Here is an 18,257-nt window from a genome sequence, read left to right as displayed (position 1 = left end):
GACGCTTTCGTTCGGGAAACGGCACCTCTCGGGGCGCTTTCGTTCGGGAAACAGCTCACCCCCGCGGTGCTTTCGTTCGGGAAACGGCCCCATCAGCAGGTCCCGAAGACCCGCCCACCCAGCCGAGCCCGGTGCGCCTGCACGTCGGCGACGACCCGCCGGAAGTCGTCCCGTGCGTCGTCCACGGTGGCCACGATCTGCGCCCACCCGGCACGGTCCCAGCCGTCGTTGCGCCACTGGTCCACGCGGCGTTGTCCCGGGTCGAGGTGCGAGTCGCCGTCGTAGTGGATCACCAGCCGCCAGGCCCGCCAGCCGAGGTCGGCATCGGGCGAGCGGTCCCGGTCCGGATGGAGCACCAGCTGGAGCTGCGGCTCCGGCAGCCCGGCATGGAGCAGCGCGAGTCGCAGCGCCGTCTCCTGCGGTGAGTCCGCTCCGACCCGCACCAGGTCGAGCGCGGCGCGGGCCGTCCGGACCCCTTTGAAGCGGCCGGCGCGGTCGAGGGCGGACCGAAGGGCCGTCGTCGTGGTCCGCGGTGCTGTCCGTCCGCCCTCCGTCCACGGGTGACGCACGACGGCGTCGCCCGCCGCGACCACGGGGTCGATCAGCCGCGGGGGCACGAGGGAGGCCAGGTCGGCCCACGTGCGCTCGAGACCGGTCACCCGGATGCCGTGCAGCGTGGTGACGTCGACGGCCGGCACCGTGCGGGCGTGGGAGGTGACCTCGGCCCGGACGCTCGCGCCCCGCGGATGCGGCCGGGAGATGTGGACGGTCCCGTCCTCGCAGACCCAGGGCGGCAGCGGCACCCCGTGCAGCAGCAGCGCGGTGGCATGGGAGGCCACTCCCCCGGAGGCCTCGACCACCACGGCGGTGTCCTCCGGAGAGAACGGTGCCGGTGGAGCGGGGTATCCGAGGTCGACCCACCGGCCCGACACGTGCGCGGCCGAACGATGGACGCCATGGGTGACCCGCCTGATGCCGCGGGAGCGCACACGCCCCTCGGGCAGGCCGGCGGCCCGCAGCCCCGCCCGGGTGAGGAGGTCGTCCGCACCTCCGGGATGAGGGGGCACGGGAGGGACTGGCGGGGAGGCGGCGTTGGTCATGGGGCCAGCGTGGCTCGACGCGATCACGGCTCGTCGCCGGTCCCCCGCGCCGTGTGGAGGAACGGCGTGAGCGGGAGGCCTGTGCAGGAGCGGCGGCGCCGTTCTGTGCACAGAAGCGGCGGCAGACGTGCCGTTTCTCGAACGGAAGGGGGGCGGGGGCGCGCGGGGTCAGCTCCGCGACGTCAGCTGAGCGACGCCGTTCCGTCCGGCGGCAGCAGGGCACGCGTCGCGGCGACCAGCAGGACCACCATGGTCAGGATCAGGACCCCGTCTGCGGCGATGTAGAAGTAGTGCCAGGTGGAGCCGCCGTCGTCGATCCCCGCGAGCACCGCGTCCGTGCGCCGGTTGAGGAAGGGCCTGATGGCCAGGACCTTCACGGCGAGCGTCGCCGTCGCCACGATCCCGGCGAGCCACAATCGCCCGCCCGGAGTCCGGCTGAGCGCGCGCGGGCGACCGGACGAGCGCGTCAGCGCCACCAGCAGGACGACGGCGAGCACCACCTCCACGCCGTTCATCGCCGCGAACACGCGGCGGCCGATCCCGAGGCCGAGGGGAATGGTGATCCCCGGCGCCGTGAACTTCAGCGGCGCCTCGATCAATGAGATGCCGATGAGCAGCCCCAGCCAGACCGCGGGCACGACGAACAGCAGCCCCCGTGCCCACCGCGGACCGGTCATCACGTCGGCGGATTCGTGCGTGCGGCGTTGATCGTCTGACTTCGGGGGGCGGTCCATGCCGGCCATGATACTCGTATCCATTATGCCGGTTATCGGAGGGGCGACCCCAGCGCAGAGAGGGACAGGCGTGCCGGTTCTCGCCCGAGAACGCTCGGTGACCCGCCGTTTCCCGAACGAAAACGCCTGGCCTGGCGCCGTTTCCCGAACGACAACGTTCCGGGGAGGTCAGAGGCGGGCGTCGAGCCAGGCCAGCGCCTCGGCCACGGGGGCACGCCAGCGCCACTGCGCCTTGGGGTCGGCCCGCGTGGGGCCCAGGTTCACGAGCGCCACCGGCTTGCCGGCGCGCTCGGCGTCGAGCACGAACCGGAACCCGCTCATCACGGCCAGGGAGGTGCCCACGGCCACGATGCCATCGGCCGCGGAGGCCAGCGCGCGGGCCGCGTCCCGCCGCTCGGCCGGCACGTTCTCACCGAAGTACACGACGTCCGGCTTGAGCTCGACGGACCCGCAGGCGAGACACCCGACCATGCGGAACTCCTGCACCCATCGGGGGCTGAGCGTGACGTCGCCGTCCGGGTTCACGGCGTCCGGGTCGATCTCCACCCGCTCCAGGTAGCCCGGGTTGGCCGCCTCGAGCCGCGCGTCCAGGGCGCGGCGACCCTCCCGGTGGCCGCACCGCAGGCACGCCACGCGCGCGAGGTCGCCGTGCAGCTCGATCAGCCGGTCCGGGTCCATGCCGGCGTCCCGCCCGGCCTCGGCGTGGAGACCGTCCACGTTCTGGGTGAGGATCCCGGCCACCGTGCCCTCGGCGGCCCACCTCGCCAGGATGCGGTGCGCGGCGTTGGGGCGGGCCCGGTCCATGCGACGCCAGCCCACGAAGGACCGCGCCCAGTACCGGTGGCGTGCCGCGGGATCGTCGCGGAACTCCTGGTACGTCATGGGCCGGTGCCGGTGCAGCGAGCCGTTCGGCCCGCGGTAGTCGGGGATCCCGGAGTCGGTGGACACGCCGGCGCCCGTGATCACCAGGGGCCGGCCCTCGCCCAGCACCCGCAGAAGACCCCGAGACGCGGTCTCGGGGTCCTGCAGCGGTGCGCTCTCCCCCACCACCCGGGCGATGGACCGCAGCGCGGCCCGGTGCCCGTCCAGTGCGGGATGCGTGGCAGGCGTCATCGGCCCGGCACGTCGTCCTCGTCCTCGTCCGAGTAGAGGTCCGCGTAGGGGTCCTCGTACTCGGACTCCTGCTCGACCTCCGGCTCCGGGGCCGGGACGCGGGTGCGCCCGCCCGTGAGCTCGCGCTCCAGTGCCGAGAGGTCCGTTCCGAGAGACATGTACTTGATCTCCCGTGCCTGCTTCGTGGCCTTCGCCTTCTGACGGCCGCGCCCCATGAGCGTGACCCCCTTCGCATCTCTCGTCTCCCGGGATCCGGGCGCACAGAGGCCCGCCGGGTGTCACTGGTCAATATGGTTCGTGCGCACCAGGGTACATGAACGCGCGGTGACCAGGCGCTCGGAGGCGCCCCTCCCCGCTCCGCCCGCGCCGAGGTCGTCCTCCGTGGCGACGACGGCGCCGCGTCCTCCGCCGGTGCCCGGCGACTCCGGCGTGACCCCGACATGACGGCGCACTGGGCACCGGCGGCACCCTCCGCTATGTTGCCTGCATCACATCCATCCCGGACGGCCCGTCCCACCGGACGCCCGCCGCGTCCGGACACACCCCCACCCCGCACCCCAGGAGGAACCATGCGTCGCACGTCCGCCCTCCTCGCCGCCGGAGCACTGGCCGCCACCCTGGCGGCCCCGCCAGCCGCCCTCGCCGGTCCGCCCGCCCACGCCGGGAACGCCGGCCTGGGCCCCGGTCTCAGCCGTGCGGGCGGCAACCCGAACTCCCCGGAGAAGTTCGTGCGCTCCATCAGCGAGCAGAGTCTGCGCGCGGACATCGAGGCGTTCCAGGCGATCGCGGACGAGCACGGCAATCGGGCCGCGGGCACCGCGGGCTACCGCGCCTCCGTCGACTACGCGGTGGACGAGCTCGAAGAGGCCGGCTACGACGTCGAGCTCCAGGAGTTCGAGATCACCTACACCGAGACCCTCCGCGACTCCCTCGCGCAGACCAGCCCGGTCTCCCGCGAGCTGGGACACACGGTGTTCACATACTCGCCCTCGGCGCTCGTCACCGACGCCCCGCTCACCGCCCCGACCGGCGCGGCCACCGGCTGCTCCCCCGCGGCCTGGACCGGCGTCGACCTGACGGGCCAGGTCGCCCTGGTCTCCCGCGGCGAGTGCACGTTCGCGCAGAAGTCCCTGACGGCAGCCGCGGCCGGCGCGGAAGCCGTGATCATCTACAACAACGCCGACGGCGACCTCAGCGGCACCCTCGGCGCCCCCTCCGAGGACTACGTGGGCACGGTGGGCGTGACCCGCGAGCTGGGCCAGGAGCTGCTGGCGCAGACCCGCGCCGGCGGCGCCACCGTCACCCTCGACCTCGAGCAGCTCGTGGAGCAGCGTCCCACCTGGAACGTGCTCGCGGAGACCCGCACGGGCAGCGAGGACGACGTCGTCATGCTGGGCGCCCATCTGGACGGCGTGCCCGCCGGCCCCGGCATCCACGACAACGCCTCCGGCTCCGCCGTCGTCCTGGAGGTCGCCCGCCAGGCGGCCAAGGCCAACAAGGCCGAGTCCCAGGTCCGCTTCGCCCTGTGGGGCGCGGAGGAGATCGGCCTGCTCGGCTCCGAGCACTACGTGCAGACCCTCCCGGCCGAGGCGCGCGAGGACATCTCCCTGTACATCAACCTGGACATGGTGGCCCCGCTGGACCACCAGGACACGCTCGGGGTGCTGACCGGCGACTGGTCGGGCGGCGGCGAGACCCTGCTGTCCTCCCAGCTCGAGCGGGACGGCCACGAGTGGGTGGCCGCCGGCAGCAACGGCCGCTCCGACTACGCCTCGTTCGTGGCCGAGGGCATCCCCTCCACGGGCCTGCTCTCCCTGTACGACGACAACTACCACACGCCCCAGGACGACATCGACAACGTCTCCTTCACCACGCTGACCCACTCGGCCCGCGCGGTGGCCCACGCGATCGGCACCCTGCAGCAGGACACGGACGCCCTCGGCGCCCGCTGACCCGGATCGTCGGCCGCACCTGCCCGGCGTCCCCACGACGACGGCGCCCGCCCCCTTCCCGGGACGGGCGCCGTCGCACCTGCACCACGGCCGATCGCCAGGTCAGATCCAGCCGGCCTCCCACGCCCGCTGGGCCGCCTCCGGGGTGCGCGGCGCCGGTTCGGGGCGTGAGGCGTGGCGGGCCTGAGCCTGCTGGGCCCGTGGTTCTTCATCCCGGGGCACGTGGCCGCCCCCACGATGGCCTCCTTCGGCGCCTCCCCGCAGCGGGTCATGGCGTGGCAGGTCGTGGCGATCGTCCTCTCCACGGGGTTCACCGCCGCCGTGGCCCACGGTCTGGGGGCCGCGGTCCTGACCACGGCCCCCTGATCCGCGTCAGGCCCGGCGCGTGGCGACGGTCAGGCCGTCGACGTCTTCGCCCTGGGCGCGGTCCACCACCACGGTGTCCCCGTCCTGGACGTCACCGGCCAGGAGGGACCGGGCCAGCCGGTCGCCGATCTCGCGCTGCACCAGCCGGCGCAGCGGGCGGGCGCCGTAGGCCGGGTCGTAGCCGGTGAGGGCCAGCCACTCCCGCGCGGCCTCGGTGACCTCGAGGGTCAGCCGGCGGCCGGTCAGGCGCGCGGCCATCGCATCCACCTGCAGGTCCACGATCCGGGCGAGCTCGGCCACGCCGAGCGCGTCGAACATGACCACCTCGTCCAGGCGGTTGAGGAACTCGGGCTTGAACGCCCCGCGCACCACGTCCATCACCCGGTCCCGGCGCACCTGCTCCTCGAGGGACTGGTCCACCAGGAACTGGCTGCCCAGGTTCGAGGTCAGGATGAGGATGACGTTGCGGAAGTCCACGGTGCGGCCCTGGCCGTCGGTGAGGCGGCCGTCGTCGAGCACCTGCAGGAGGATGTCGAAGACCTCCGGGTGGGCCTTCTCCACCTCGTCCAGCAGCACCACCGAGTACGGGCGGCGCCGCACGGCCTCGGTGAGCTGGCCGCCCTCGTCGTAGCCGACATACCCGGGAGGGGCGCCCACCAGGCGGGAGACGGCGTGCTTCTCGGAGTACTCGGACATGTCGATCCGGACCATGGCGCGGTCGTCGTCGAAGAGGAACTCCGCGAGCGCCTTCGCCAGCTCGGTCTTGCCCACGCCCGTGGGGCCCAGGAAGAGGAACGAGCCGGTGGGCCGGTCCGGGTCCGCGATGCCGGCCCGGGAGCGACGCACCGCGTCCGAGACGGCGGTGACGGCGTCCCTCTGGCCGATCAGCCGCTCGCCCAGGTGGTCCTCCATGGTCAGCAGCTTCTCCGACTCGGAGGCGAGCATGCGGCCGGCGGGGATGCCGGTCCACGCGGAGACCACCTCGGCGATGTCGTCCGCGGTGACGTCCTCGGAGACCATCGTCTCGACGTCGTCCCCCGCGTGCTCCTGGGCGCGGCGGTCCGCGTCCTCGAGCTGCTTCTCCAACGCGGGGATCTCGCCGTACAGCAGGCGGGAGGCCTCGGCGAGGTCGCCGTCGCGCTGGGCCTTCTCGGCGGCTGAGCGCAGCTCGTCCACCTTCACGCGCAGGTCGCCGGCCTCGTTGAGGGAGGCCTTCTCCGACTCCCAGCGGGCGGTGAGGGCGCGCAGCTCCTCCTCGCGGTCCGCCTTCTCGGCGCGCAGGGCCTCGAGCCGCTCGACGGACGCGGGGTCCGTCTCGCCCTCGAGGGCGAGCTCCTCCATGGTCAGGCGGTCCACCTGGCGGCGCAGGACGTCGATCTCCTCCGGGGCGGAGTCGATCTCCATGCGCAGGCGGGAGGCGGCCTCGTCCACGAGGTCGATGGCCTTGTCCGGCAGCTGGCGGCCGGTGATGTACCGGTCGGACAGCGCGGCCGCGGCCACGAGCGCGGAGTCGGCGATGGCCACCTTGTGGTGGGCCTCGTAGCGCTCCTTGAGCCCGCGCAGGATGGCGATCGAGTCGTCCACGCTGGGCTCGCCCACGTAGACCTGCTGGAAGCGGCGCTCCAGGGCGGGGTCCTTCTCGATGTTCTCGCGGTACTCGTCCAGGGTGGTCGCGCCGATCAGGCGCAGCTCGCCGCGGGCCAGCATGGGCTTGAGCATGTTGCCTGCGTCCATGGCGCCCTCGGACGCGCCCGCGCCCACGACGGTGTGGATCTCGTCGATGAACGTGACGACCTGACCCTCGGCGGCCTTGATCTCCTCGAGGACGGCCTTCAGGCGCTCCTCGAACTCGCCGCGATACTTGGCACCGGCGATCATAGCGCCCAGGTCCAGGCTGATCAGCGTCTTGCCGCGCAGGGACTCGGGGACGTCCCCGGCCACCATCCGCTGGGCCAGGCCCTCGACGACGGCGGTCTTGCCGACGCCGGGCTCGCCGATGAGCACGGGGTTGTTCTTGGTGCGGCGGGACAGGACCTGGACGACACGGCGGATCTCGGCGTCGCGGCCGATCACCGGGTCCAGCTTGCCGGAGCGGGCGACCTCGGTGAGGTCCGTGCCGTACTTCTCCAGGGACTGGAAGGTGGCCTCGGGGTCCGGGGTGGTCACCTTGCCGTCCCCGCGCACCTGGGTGAAGGCGGCCTGGAGGGCCTCGAGGGAGGCGCCGGCGTCCCGGAGGGCGCGGCCGGCGTCGCCGGCGTCCGCGGCCAGGCCCAGCAGCAGGTGCTCCGTGGAGACGTAGGCGTCCCCGTGGGAGTCCGCCTGGCGCTGGGCGGCCTTGACCGCGGCGGCCGCGGCCGGGGCCAGCCGCGCCTCGGACACGGTGGATCCGGAGGCCTTGGGCAGCCCGTGGATGGCGGTGGAGGCGGCCGTGGACACCACGTCCGGGTCCACGCCGGCCGCCTTGAGCACGGCCACGGCCACCGAGTCCCGCTGGTCCATGAGGGCCTTGAGCAGGTGGGCGGGCTCGATGCTCGGGTTGGAGGCGGTGGTGGCGTTCATGGCCGCGGCCGAGAGCGCCTCCTGGCTCTTGGTGGTGAACTGCGGGGTGGCGTTCATGGGTGGGTGCTCCTTCGGGGTCGGTCTTGAGTCTGTTCAGCTCAACTTCGCCGGGTGGGCGGTTATTCCATCGGGATCGGGTCCTCCGCCGCCCCTCAGGCCTCCGCGAGCGCCTCGGCCAGGGCCGCCTCGAGGGCCTGCTCGCCCGCCGCCACGGCGGGGCCCTGCAGGGCGGTCTGCCACCCGATCAGGTACCCGTACGTGTACGTGGGCTCCCCCGCGGCCTCGGCCGCCCGGCGCAGACCGCGCAGCGCCTCGAGCGCCACGTCGATGTCCTGCACCTGGCCCAGACCCTCGGTGACCTGCTCCCACAGCCCGGCCTGGCGGGCAGCCCCCTCACCGAAGGCCGGCGCGAGCAGCTCGTGGGCGTAGCGCACGGCCTTCGCGCGCTTGCGGGTCTCGTGCAGCAGGTGCATCCGCTCGTCACCCGCGGCGGCGCGGGCCGCGGCGTGCTCCCGCTGCGCCCGCCGTGCGGCGCGGTCCACCAGCCGGGGCAGCACGTCCACGGCGCGGCGGCCCGCCCTCCCGCGCAGCGGCGGGGCGGCGAGGAACTCGGCGAGCCGGTCCAGGAGGGCGGCGTAGCGGATCGAGTCCAGGGCCTCCACCAGCGCGGCGTGGGCCTCGGCGTGCACGCGGTCCAGCTCGGCGGTGGCGCTGCGCTTGACGGGACCTTCGTCGTCCCGGCGCGGCACGGCATCGATCTGCTCGAGCACACGCGCGCGGACCACCTCGGCGTCCCGGGGGCCGCCCAGGACGCCGGCGTACCACCGCAGCTCGTCGCGCAGGGGATCGGTCACGTCCCGGTCGAACAGGTCGCGGAAGGTGCGCAGCGCGCTGCGCAGCCGCCGGGTGGCCACGCGGGCCTTGTGGACCGCCCCGGGCTCGTCCGTGCGCAGGTCCTCCTCGCGCCCGTGCAGCACGGCCACCTGCTCCGCGGCATAGGCCAGGACGACGCGCGCCGCCGGCCCCGTGCGGCGCGGCCCCTTGCCCCGCTCGATCCGGGAGACGTCGTCCTCGAGGGCGCGGGCGAGCTTCGAGGGGCTCTCGGCCACCGCCACACCCTGTCGCGCCAGGTGCTCCACCACCCGCTCCAGCAGGGCGCCGTCCACCCCGGGACGCAGCTCCACCTCGAGCTCGCGCCAGCGCCGGTCCGCGGGCAGGGCGTGCACGACGTCGTCGCAGAGCACCGCCACGACCTCGCCGTCCGCGTCGGCCAGGTCGGTCTCGGCCCGGCGGGTGGTGAGCACCGCGGCGGGGACGAGGCCGGCGTCCGCCCCCGTGCGCCCGGTCCACGCCTCCCCCAGGTGCCGGTCAAGCGCCTCCCGCAGCGGTGCCGGCACCCGCCAGCGGCCGTCACCCTCGGTGAGCCCGGCGTGCACCTCGAGCCGATCGGTGCCGGTGGGGAGCTTGAGGTGCCAGCCGGCGTCGTCCCCGCCCTCCCGGCGGCGCAGGGTCACCCTGGTGCGCAGCAGGAACAGGTCCGGGGTGTCCAGATAGACGGCCCGCAGCCGGTGCTCGCGCGTCTCCCCGGGGGTGAGCAGACCGGTGAGGTCGGGCGTCTCCGCGCCCTCGGCGAGCTCGAACTTGACCTCCGCCTCGATCGCCGCGTCCGCGCCCGCGGGGGCCTGCGGCCCTCGGGTCCGGTCCGGCTGCTCCTGGGACGGGCTGTTCTTCGCGGGCTCGGACACGGGTCCTCCTGGGCTCTCGACATCGGGCGCCCCGGCGGCCGGCGGCGTCGGACGACGACGCCCGTCCGCGGGCTCCGGGCCGCTCCCTGGCCTCCCAGCCTAGGCACCGCCGCGCCCCGCGGGCACGGCCCGGGCCGCGGCCCGGTCCGGATCCGCGGGGCCGAGGGCGCTACCGTGGCCGCATGTCCACCGCCGCTCCCCCGCCGCCCGGCCGACGCGGCCCCCTGCGCACGTGGGAGCGCCCGCGCCCCTCCCTCCTCTACGTCCTGGGCCGGACGTGGAACCGCCTGCTGGACATCCAGGTGTGGGACGTGGCCGCCGCCATGACCTTCTTCGGCGCCCTCTCCCTGCTGCCCACCCTGATCGCGCTGGTCTCCCTGGTCTCCCTCCTGGGCCTGCGCCAGACCACCGTGGACGCGGCGGCGGGCCTGGCCTCCGAGGTGTGGCCGGCCCTGTCCTCCGACGCCGTCCGGGACTGGATCCTGGGCCTCGGGGCCTCCGCCACGGGGCCGCTCGCACTCACCCTGGGCGCGCTGGGGGCCGTGTTCTCCGCCTCCGGCGCCGTGGGCGCCTTCCACCGGGCGATGCACCGCATCTACGACACGCGCGAGGGGCGCACGCTCCTGCGGTTCCGGCTGGTGCTGTTCGTCGAGACGCTCGCGCTGATGCTGGGGCTCGTCCTGGTGATCGTGCTGGTGGTGCTCGGCGGGGACCTCTCCGCCCGGCTGGGCGAGGCCGTGGGCCTGGCGGAGCAGACCGTGCGCACGTGGAACCTCGTCAAATGGCCCGTCATCCTCGTGCTGATCATGCTCGCGGTGACCCTGGCCTACCGACGCGGCCCGAACGTGCGGCCGCCGCGCTACCGCCCCCTGTCCCTCGGGGCGGTCAGCGTGGTGGTGATGCTGTTCGCGGCCACCCTGGTGCTCGGCTGGATCACGGACCGGTTCGGCGAGCTGGAGATCGTGGGCCGGATCAACTCGGCCATCGGCATCCTGGCGCTCGGGTGGCTCGCCTGCATCGTCATGATGGCCGGGGCGGCCCTGGACGCGGAGGTGCTGCGCGCCCGGCAGCTGGCCGTCGGCGCGGACGCGGCGGACGAGCTGCAGCTGGCCACGCGGCACACAGGGATGCTCGAGGAGCTGGACCGGACCCAGCGTCGCTACCGGCGGCTGGGCCACCTGGTCACGGAGGCCGCGCGCTCGGGTGAGCCCCTCACGGCCCGCCGCACCCCGCTGCTGGCGGAGGAGGGCACGCTGTTCTCCGTCGACGCCCCCCGCCGCTCCCCCGCGGACCTCACCTCGGGCACACCCTTCCACGCGGCTCCCGAGCACGAGGAGGCCCGCCTCGGGCGCACGCGGGTGGACCCCGACGCCGCCCCCGACGGGCCCCGCCCCGACACCGAGCACGAGATCGGTCGCTGACGCGCACACCGGGCCCGGTCGGCGCCCGACGTGCGCGGACGGGCTCACGGATTCGATACCCTCTGGGACAGGGCCGCCCGCTGATCCGGCCGCCCCGCCGGTGAAAGGAATGCCATGGCCCAGGACACCGCCGACTGGCGCCGCACCGCCGTGCTCCTCTCCGGCGCGTGGCGTGAGGCCATGCGGGTCTCGGCCCCTCGGGTCGACCCGGAGCACCTGTTCCTCGGCGTCCTGACCTCCGGCGGCCCGGCCGCCCTCGTCGCCTCCCGGCACGGACTGTCCCTCGAGGCCGCCCGCCGCGGCGCCGCCGTGCGCGCGGGCCGTCAGCTGCGCGCCGTCGGGACGGACGTGGCCCGGGAGGGCCGCATCCCGCGTGCCCCGCTGGCCGTGCTCGACCGGGGCGGGGCGTCCACGGTCCCGCTGTCCTCCTCCTCCGAGGGGATGCTGCCCGGCCGCGGGCAGCCGCTCTCCGAGACCGGCTGGGCGCTGGACCTCCTGCAGGAGCCCGCCGGCACCGTCTCCGCGCTCGTGGCCGTCGCCGGCGTGGACGTGGACGCCCTGCGGCGATCCCTGCGGGCCGCCGGGGACGCCTCGGACGTCCGCCTGCCGGACGCGGAGCTGGCCGTCACCCCCGCGGGCTGCCGGACGCCCGCGGACGCCCTCACCCCGCCGGACGGCATCCGCACCTCCGGCGCCATGGCAGGCCGCGCGGGCCGCCTGAGCGCACTCGGCGCCGAGTGGTTCGTCTCCGCCCCCCGGGAGCACGTCATACGCCTGCTGCGCGACGCGCAGCAGATCCGCGCGGTCACCGCCCAGCCCGCCGAGGCCGAGGTCGACGACGCCTTCGGCGTGGTCACCTCCGTGCGGGAGAAGGCGGGCCGCGGCGGGTCGCACCGCTCCATCCGGCAGCTCTTCCCCTCGGAGTCCGCCGGCCCGGACGGCGCCCACCGCATCCGGTGGGTCGAGGTCCTGGACGAGCACCGCACGGGCCCGCTGGGCGAGGACGGCACCCGCGCGCCGGATGCGCGCGACTACTCCGGAGCCCTGGCCGGCGCCTACGTCTTCGTCCTCACCCCGGACGCGGGCCCCGCCCCGGAGCACCCCGTGGACTACCCGGGGCACGAGGTCCTCAGCGGCGAGGGCACCCGCGTGCGCCTGATCCGCGTGCGCCGCACCGTGCGCCGTCGGGACGCCCTGGCGGACCGGGCCACCCGCTGGCCGCAGGCCTGGGCCGTGGCCCAGCACCTGCAGTCCCTCGCCTCGCTCGCCGCCGAGCGCGGCTGACACATTCGGACCTCGGCTGTCTCACCACGCCTCGCCTGTGGCGGCGGACACTAGGATGGCGCCCTGTCCCTCACAGGCCCGCCCCTGCGGGCCCCTGACCCCGGTCGGCCCCGGCCGCCTCGGAAGGCACCCATGTCTCGTCTCACCTCACGCGCCCTCGGCGCCCTGGCCCTCGGCGCGAGCGCCGCGGCGCTCAGCGGCTGCGCCGTCATCGGCGGCGACTCGGCCACGGCCGGGATCACGGCCGAGGGCGACCTCTCGGAGACCTATGGTCTCGTCAGCCCCGGCACCCTCACGGTCTGCTCGGACGTCCCCTATCCGCCGTTCGAGTTCGAACAGGACGGGGAGCTCACCGGCTACGACATCGAGCTGGTCCGCGCGCTCGCCGAGGACCTCGGCCTCGGCCTGGAGATCGTGGACACCTCGTTCGAGGCCGTCGAGTCCGGCGCCTCCCTGACCGGCTGCGACCTGAACGCCTCGTCCATCTCCATCACCGAGCCCCGCCAGCGCGTCATGGCGTTCACGCTCCCCTACCTCGACGACGACCTGGTCCTGGTGGCGAACAAGGAGTCGGGCATCACCGACGTGGAGTCCGCCCGGGGCGCCCGCGTGGGCGTGCAGGCGGCCACGACGGGCGAGGAGTACGCCCAGCAGGCCGGCCTGGACACCGTGCAGTTCGAGGACGGCGGCATGCAGGTCCAGGCGCTGCAGGCCGGCACCGTCGACGCCGTGCTGGGCAACCAGTCGGTCATCCTCTACACCCTGAAGGACGACCCGCGCTTCGAGGTCGTCGAGGCCCTGCCCACCGGCGAGCAGCTCGGCATGGCCGTGGCCCCGGAGAAGGCGCAGCTCGGCTCCGCGATCAACCGCTCCCTCCAGAACCTCCGCAACGACGGCACCCTCACGGAGCTGCAGCAGAAGTGGTTCGGGACCGTGCAGGAGGACTACCAGTGAGCACCCAGGCCCCCGCTCCGACCGCCGCCGCGCCCCGCCCCGGCCGCGCGCGCCGCCGTCGCACCGTGTCGATCGCCGTCCAGGCGGCGATCCTCGTCCTCGCCCTCGTGATCCTGGCCTTCCTGATCGACTGGTCCACCCTCGCCGAGAACGTGTTCAACTTCGCGGCCGTGGCCCCGATGTTCCCGAACATCCTCCTCGTGGGGCTCGGCAACACGCTGTTCTACACGGCCACCTCGTTCGTGGTGGGCCTGCTGGGCGGCATCCTGCTCGCCCTCATGCGGATGAGCTCGTTCGCGCCCTACCGGTGGCTGGCGACGGCGTACGTCGAGTTCTTCCGCGGCGTCCCCGCCCTGCTGGTGTTCCTGGCGTTCGGCTACGGCGTGCCCTTCGCGTTCGGCGTCACCTGGCCGATCCCCGTCGTCGTGATGGCGGCCCTGGGCATGGTGTCCGCCGCGTACATCGCGGAGACGCTGCGCGCGGGCCTGCAGGCCGTGCCGAAGGGCCAGATGGAGGCGGCCCGCTCCCTCGGCATGCCGCACTGGCGCGCGATGGTGACCATCGTGATCCCCCAGGCGTTCCGCATCGTCCTGCCGCCGCTGACCAACGAGGTCATCCTGCTCACCAAGGACTCCTCGCTGGTCTACGTCCTGGGCCTGGCCGCCCACGAGTACGAGCTCACCAAGTTCGGCCGCGACGGCATCTCCGCCCTCGACGCGGGCATGACGCCGATCCTGGTGGCCGGCCTGTGCTACCTCGTGATCACCGTCCCCCTGTCCCTCCTGGCGCGCCGCTTCGAGGCCCGCTCCTCCCGGAAGGTCTCGTGATGACGACCCAGCAGACCCCCGCCGCCCCGGTGTCCGCCGTCGACGCCGCCGGCGTCACGATCGCCGGGCTCAACAAGTCCTACGGCGCCAACCACGTCCTGCGGGGCATCGACCTCGAGATCGCGCCCGGCGAGGTGGTGTGCCTGATCGGGCCCTCGGGCTCCGGCAAGTCCACGCTGCTGCGCTGCGTCAACCTGCTCGAGACCCCGGAGTCGGGGACCGTACAGGTGGGCGAGTTCACCGTGACGGACGAGGACGTGGACCTGGACGCCCTGCGCCAGCACGTGGGCATGGTGTTCCAGCAGTTCAACCTCTTCCCGCACCTGACGGTGATGGGGAACTGCACGGTGGCGCAGACCAAGGTCCTCAAGCGCTCCGCCGCCGAGGCCCGCGAGGTCGCCGCGCGCCAGCTCGCGCGCGTGGGCCTCGGCGAGCTCGCCGAGCGCTACCCGGACCAGCTCTCCGGCGGCCAGCAGCAGCGCGTGGCGATCGCCCGCGCCCTCGCCATGGACCCGCAGCTGATGCTGTTCGACGAGCCGACCTCGGCGCTGGACCCGGAGACCGTGGGCGAGGTGCTCTCGATCATGCGCCACCTGGCCGAGGAGGGCATGACCATGCTGGTGGTCACCCACGAGATGGGCTTCGCCCGCGAGGTGGCGGACCGCGTGGTGTTCATGGACGGGGGCGTGGTGATGGAGTCCGGCCCGGCCTCCGCCGTCATCGCCGACCCCCAGGAGCCCCGCACGCAGGACTTCCTGCGTCGCGTCCTCCACCCCACCGAGGTGGACCTCTGACAGAGGCCCCCCGCATGCGAAGGGGCCCCGCACCGGCACGCCGGTGCGGGGCCCCTTCGCATGCGGGGAGGGACTCAGGCCTTCTTGCGCAGCTTGGCCAGCTCCTCGCGGGCTTCGCGCAGCGCCTTCGTCTGCTGGTCGCGGGCGGCGAAGATGGCGGCGACCTTCTCGTCCTTGGCCTCGCGGATGGCCTGCACCTTGGCCTCGCGGGCGTCGGCGATGAGGTTCGCGCGCTTCTTGGCGGCCTTGCGGCGCTTGCCCGGGCGGTTGACCACGGAGTCGGCGGCGATGGCCAGGCCGGAGCCGAGCATGAAGACGTCCTTGGCCACGGCGGTGCCGTCCTGGGACGGGCGGACGCCGTCGGCCTCGGTCATCTCCGGGGTGTTCAGGTACATGGACATGAGGCCGCCGGAGAAGGCGGTCAGGGCCGAGCCGGCCAGCCAGCCCGGCACGAAGGGGGCCAGCAGGGCGGCGCCGGTGCCCACCTCGGCGGCCACCAGGAAGTTCTTGAACTGCGAGGGGGTCAGCTTGGAGAGGGCCGGGACGCCCTTGACGGCCATGCCCTGCAGGTACGCGGCCTGCTCCTCGCCCAGCGTGCGCTTGCCGAGGCCGGAGTTGAGGATGAACGCGCCGGAGGTCAGGCGCAGCGGAATCTGGATGATGCTCATGGAGTCTTCCTTCCAGTGGAGCCCGCGGCGCGTCACGGGGTGAGTGCGGCGCGAACGATCGGTTGAGCGGTCAGCCCTCCCACCCTATCAACCGGTGCGCACCGCGGGCCCTCGTCCCTCCCCGCCCCGACCACGGGACGGCCCGATGGTGGAACAATGGACGCCATGACCGCCAGCCCCACCCTCTGGGCCCTGTCCACCGCCGCCGCGCAGCCCGCCGACTACGGCTGGTTGGGCAACGCCGTCGTGTCGATCATGGAGGCCGTCGGCCCCGTGGGCGTGGGCCTGGCCGTCCTCGCGGAGAACATCTTCCCGCCCATCCCCTCGGAGGTGATCCTGCCGCTGGCCGGGTTCACCGCCGCCAACGGCGCGTTCAGCCCCCACGCCGCCCTGCTCTGGGCCACCTTGGGCGCCGTCGTCGGCGCCCTGGCGCTCTACGGGATCGGTGCGGCCCTGGGCCGACGGCGGATGTACCGGATCGCGGACCGCATGCCGCTCGTGGACGTCGAGGACGTCGAGCGCACGGAGAAGTGGTTCGCCCGGTACGGCTACTGGACCGTGTTCTTCGGACGCATGGTGCCCGTATTCCGCTCCCTGATCTCCATCCCCGCGGGCATCGAGCGGATGAACCTGGCGAAGTTCACCCTCTTCACCACGCTCGGCTCCCTGATCTGGAACGCGATCTTCGTATACGGCGGGTACGCCCTGGGCGAGAACTTCCACCTCATCTCCGACTACGCGGACATGTTCTCGAACCTCGTCATGGTCCTGATCCTGGGATCCCTGGCCGTGTGGGTCGTGCTGCGCCTGCGCCGCGACCGCGCGCGCGCCCACGACGCCGCCCGCGAGCACGAGTCCCCGGACGCCGCCGCCGCCCGCGTCGAGGCGGAGATTTTGTCCCTCCACCGCCGGAAGTGAACATCATGTCCTCCCTCAGCCCCCTCCTGACCGCCCGTGCCCGTGCCGGCGCCGGCCTCCTCATGGCCGGGCTGCTGGCCCTGACGGCCTGCGGCCGCGACGACGCCGAGCCGGTGCCCGCGCCGTCGATGGCCACCGCGACCGAGGCCTTGCCCTCGATGGACATGACGCCCTTCACCCTGGACGTGCCCTCCCTGGGCCTCGAGAAGGTCCCCGGCGCCTCGCTCGCCGTGCTCGAGGGCGAGGATCCCGAGTACCACGCGGCCTGGCTGAGCGTGCCCGGGGCCCCCGCCTGGACCGGGGCGATGGACCGCGCCGTGCGGGACCAGGTGGCCGCCTACGAGCGGGACACGGACCGCGCCGCGGACCCCGTCCTGGACATCCAGCCGCGCCTGGCGGTGGCGGGCACCGACGCGGCCGCCACCCGCCTCCTGGCCACCGAGCGCCGCGGGGACCGCTCCGTCTCCGCCGTGCAGACCGTCTGGTACTCGGCCCGCGAGGACCGGGTGGCCTCCACCCGGGACCTGTTCACCGACCGCGGCTGGGACGACTTCCGCAACGAGGTGCGGGAGCGCATGACCACGGACCCGGCGATCGTGCAGGACCGTCTCACCTCCGCCGTGGAGCAGCCCGACCGGGTGGAGAACGCCCGGGTGTGGGACGCCCTCGCGTTGCTGCCGGACGGCAGCGCGCTGCTCGAGGTGGACCAGGCCGCCATGGCACCGGCGGACGCCGGCATCCTCACCGCCCGCATCCCGGCGGACATCGTGCGCCCGTGGCTCTCCGAGGTCGGCCTCGCGGCGCAGGACGCCGCGCGCACGCCCGGCACCGTGCGCCTGCCCGAGCGGGCGCCGTCCTCCTCCACCCCCGCCACCGCGCCGGGCAGCCCCACGGGCGTCCCCGGTGGCGCAGCCCCCGCACCCGGGACGACCAGCAGCACCCCCGGCGGGCCGATCGGGTCCGGGGCGCCGGGGTCGGCGACGGATCCGGGGTCCGCCCCGGCTCCGGGGTCCTCCTCGGGCTCCGACGCCGGCACGGACGTCGGGGCCTCCACCCCGGCACCGTCCACCCCGGCTCCGTCCACCTCCAGCCGGTCCGCCTCCTCCGCGCCCCCCGCCCCGCCGGCACCGTCCTCGTCCGGCGGCACCTCGGGCGCCCCGGGCGGACCCACCACGTCGGCCCCGGCCCCGACGCCGACCGACGTCACGCCGGCACCGGTGCCGGTGCCCGTGCCGACCAGCCCCTCGGCCCCGGCGGAGGACCCGACGCCGACCGCCCCGGGCGAGACCCCGTCCCCCGCTCCGACGTCGTCCGCGACGGCGCCCACTCCGGCACCCCCCTCGTCCTCGCAGCCCGACCCGACGACGGCGCCCGCCCCCGAGCCTGTGCCCGTGCCCGTGCCCGTGCCCGTGGATCCGTCGACGCCCGCCCCGCCGCCGTCCGACACCGCTCCCACGGCCACGCCCGACCCGTCCGCCACAGCCACGACCGACCCGTCCGCCACAGCCACGACCGCGGCGGCCCGATCGGAGACCCGCTCCGGCACCCGGGGACGGCCCACGGACCAGCCGGTGGGCGGCCCCGCCTCCGAGCGTCGTGCGAGCCCGAAGGCCGAGGAGCCCACGCCCGCGTCGGAGTCGGGGGCCTCCTCCGCCTCTGCCGTCGTGGAGGCCACGGCCTCGCCCACGGCCACGCTGGAGCCGAACGAGATCGGGTGACCCCGCCCCCGGGGGAGGGGGCCGCGGGCAGTGCCGGTGATCGTGCCCGCATCGTGACCTCCCCTGGCCGATCCGAGGGTGCCGGAATGGAAGGACGGGGGCGC

General features: G+C 74.4%; 16 protein-coding genes. 9 read left to right on the top strand and 7 right to left on the bottom strand.

The window, feature by feature from the left end:
* Positions 1 to 92 precede the first annotated feature (92 nt).
* The 4 genes from BJ976_RS01785 to BJ976_RS01770 all read right to left on the bottom strand — a co-directional run bounded on the left by BJ976_RS01785 (position 93) and on the right by BJ976_RS01770 (position 3,162).
* A complete protein-coding gene (locus tag BJ976_RS01785; RefSeq protein WP_239286767.1) occupies positions 93 to 863 on the bottom strand; it encodes a putative endonuclease domain-containing protein in 771 nt (256 codons plus the stop codon).
* Positions 864 to 1,282: 419 nt separating this feature from the next.
* Positions 1,283 to 1,777 carry a hypothetical protein gene (locus BJ976_RS01780; RefSeq protein WP_135029941.1) on the bottom strand — a complete coding sequence of 165 codons (495 nt, stop codon included), beginning with the start codon at positions 1,775 to 1,777 and terminating at the stop codon, positions 1,283 to 1,285.
* Between the two features lie 225 nt (positions 1,778 to 2,002).
* Entirely contained in the window at positions 2,003 to 2,947 is a 945-nt protein-coding gene (locus BJ976_RS01775) for a Sir2 family NAD-dependent protein deacetylase (protein WP_135029824.1), read from the bottom strand.
* Positions 2,944 to 3,162, bottom strand: a complete 219-nt coding sequence (locus BJ976_RS01770; RefSeq protein WP_135029826.1) for a DUF3073 domain-containing protein — start codon at positions 3,160 to 3,162, stop codon at positions 2,944 to 2,946. The genes BJ976_RS01775 and BJ976_RS01770 overlap by 4 nt, the downstream gene beginning before the upstream one ends.
* Before the next feature lie 354 nt (positions 3,163 to 3,516).
* Here BJ976_RS01770 and BJ976_RS01765 point away from each other — a divergent pair, with 354 nt between their 5' ends.
* Positions 3,517 to 4,899 carry a M20/M25/M40 family metallo-hydrolase gene (locus BJ976_RS01765; RefSeq protein ID WP_135029828.1) on the top strand — a complete coding sequence of 461 codons (1,383 nt, stop codon included), beginning with the start codon at positions 3,517 to 3,519 and terminating at the stop codon, positions 4,897 to 4,899.
* A 174-nt stretch (positions 4,900 to 5,073) separates the two neighbouring features.
* Positions 5,074 to 5,265, top strand: a complete 192-nt coding sequence (locus BJ976_RS01760) for a hypothetical protein (RefSeq protein ID WP_135029830.1) — start codon at positions 5,074 to 5,076, stop codon at positions 5,263 to 5,265.
* Between the two features lie 6 nt (positions 5,266 to 5,271).
* On the opposite strand, the gene clpB is transcribed toward BJ976_RS01760, so the two are convergent.
* Positions 5,272 to 7,881, bottom strand: a complete 2,610-nt coding sequence (gene clpB, locus BJ976_RS01755) for an ATP-dependent chaperone ClpB (RefSeq protein WP_135029832.1) — start codon at positions 7,879 to 7,881, stop codon at positions 5,272 to 5,274.
* 95 nt (positions 7,882 to 7,976) lie between these two features.
* Complete coding sequence (locus BJ976_RS01750; RefSeq protein WP_135029834.1) at positions 7,977 to 9,569, bottom strand: CYTH and CHAD domain-containing protein; 1,593 nt, start codon at positions 9,567 to 9,569, stop codon at positions 7,977 to 7,979.
* A 182-nt stretch (positions 9,570 to 9,751) separates the two neighbouring features.
* Here BJ976_RS01750 and BJ976_RS01745 point away from each other — a divergent pair, with 182 nt between their 5' ends.
* The 5 genes from BJ976_RS01745 (at position 9,752) to BJ976_RS01725 (ending at position 14,849) form a co-directional block, all read left to right on the top strand.
* Positions 9,752 to 10,990, top strand: a complete 1,239-nt coding sequence (locus BJ976_RS01745) for a YihY/virulence factor BrkB family protein (protein WP_135029837.1) — start codon at positions 9,752 to 9,754, stop codon at positions 10,988 to 10,990.
* Positions 10,991 to 11,104: 114 nt separating this feature from the next.
* Positions 11,105 to 12,274, top strand: a complete 1,170-nt coding sequence (locus tag BJ976_RS01740; protein WP_135029839.1) for a Clp protease N-terminal domain-containing protein — start codon at positions 11,105 to 11,107, stop codon at positions 12,272 to 12,274.
* A gap of 132 nt (positions 12,275 to 12,406) precedes the next feature.
* On the top strand, positions 12,407 to 13,228 hold the full coding sequence (locus BJ976_RS01735) for an ABC transporter substrate-binding protein (protein ID WP_135029841.1): 822 nt from the start codon (positions 12,407 to 12,409) through the stop codon (positions 13,226 to 13,228).
* Positions 13,225 to 14,055 (top strand): amino acid ABC transporter permease, encoded by an 831-nt coding sequence (locus BJ976_RS01730; RefSeq protein ID WP_135029843.1) that lies wholly within the window; start codon positions 13,225 to 13,227, stop codon positions 14,053 to 14,055. The genes BJ976_RS01735 and BJ976_RS01730 overlap by 4 nt, the downstream gene beginning before the upstream one ends.
* Complete coding sequence (locus tag BJ976_RS01725) at positions 14,055 to 14,849, top strand: amino acid ABC transporter ATP-binding protein (RefSeq protein WP_135029845.1); 795 nt, start codon at positions 14,055 to 14,057, stop codon at positions 14,847 to 14,849. The genes BJ976_RS01730 and BJ976_RS01725 overlap by 1 nt, the downstream gene beginning before the upstream one ends.
* Before the next feature lie 74 nt (positions 14,850 to 14,923).
* Here the strand turns inward: BJ976_RS01725 and BJ976_RS01720 are convergent, their stop codons facing one another.
* Positions 14,924 to 15,517: a hypothetical protein gene (locus BJ976_RS01720; protein WP_135029847.1), complete on the bottom strand. Its 594-nt coding sequence runs from the start codon at positions 15,515 to 15,517 to the stop codon at positions 14,924 to 14,926.
* 165 nt (positions 15,518 to 15,682) lie between these two features.
* On the opposite strand from BJ976_RS01720, the gene BJ976_RS01715 reads away from it, so the two are divergent.
* Both BJ976_RS01715 and BJ976_RS01710 read left to right on the top strand, forming a co-directional pair.
* Positions 15,683 to 16,435, top strand: coding sequence for a DedA family protein (locus BJ976_RS01715; RefSeq protein ID WP_135029848.1), 753 nt, complete (start codon positions 15,683 to 15,685; stop codon positions 16,433 to 16,435).
* Between the two features lie 5 nt (positions 16,436 to 16,440).
* Positions 16,441 to 18,153 carry a hypothetical protein gene (locus tag BJ976_RS01710; protein WP_184231803.1) on the top strand — a complete coding sequence of 571 codons (1,713 nt, stop codon included), beginning with the start codon at positions 16,441 to 16,443 and terminating at the stop codon, positions 18,151 to 18,153.
* Positions 18,154 to 18,257 lie beyond the last annotated feature (104 nt).

The sequence above is a fragment of the Micrococcus flavus genome (assembly GCF_014204815.1).
Taxonomy (GTDB): Bacteria; Actinomycetota; Actinomycetes; order Actinomycetales; family Micrococcaceae; genus Micrococcus; species Micrococcus flavus.
The sequence above is the reverse complement of the archived record's forward strand: the minus strand, read 5'-3'. Positions and strand labels throughout refer to the sequence as shown.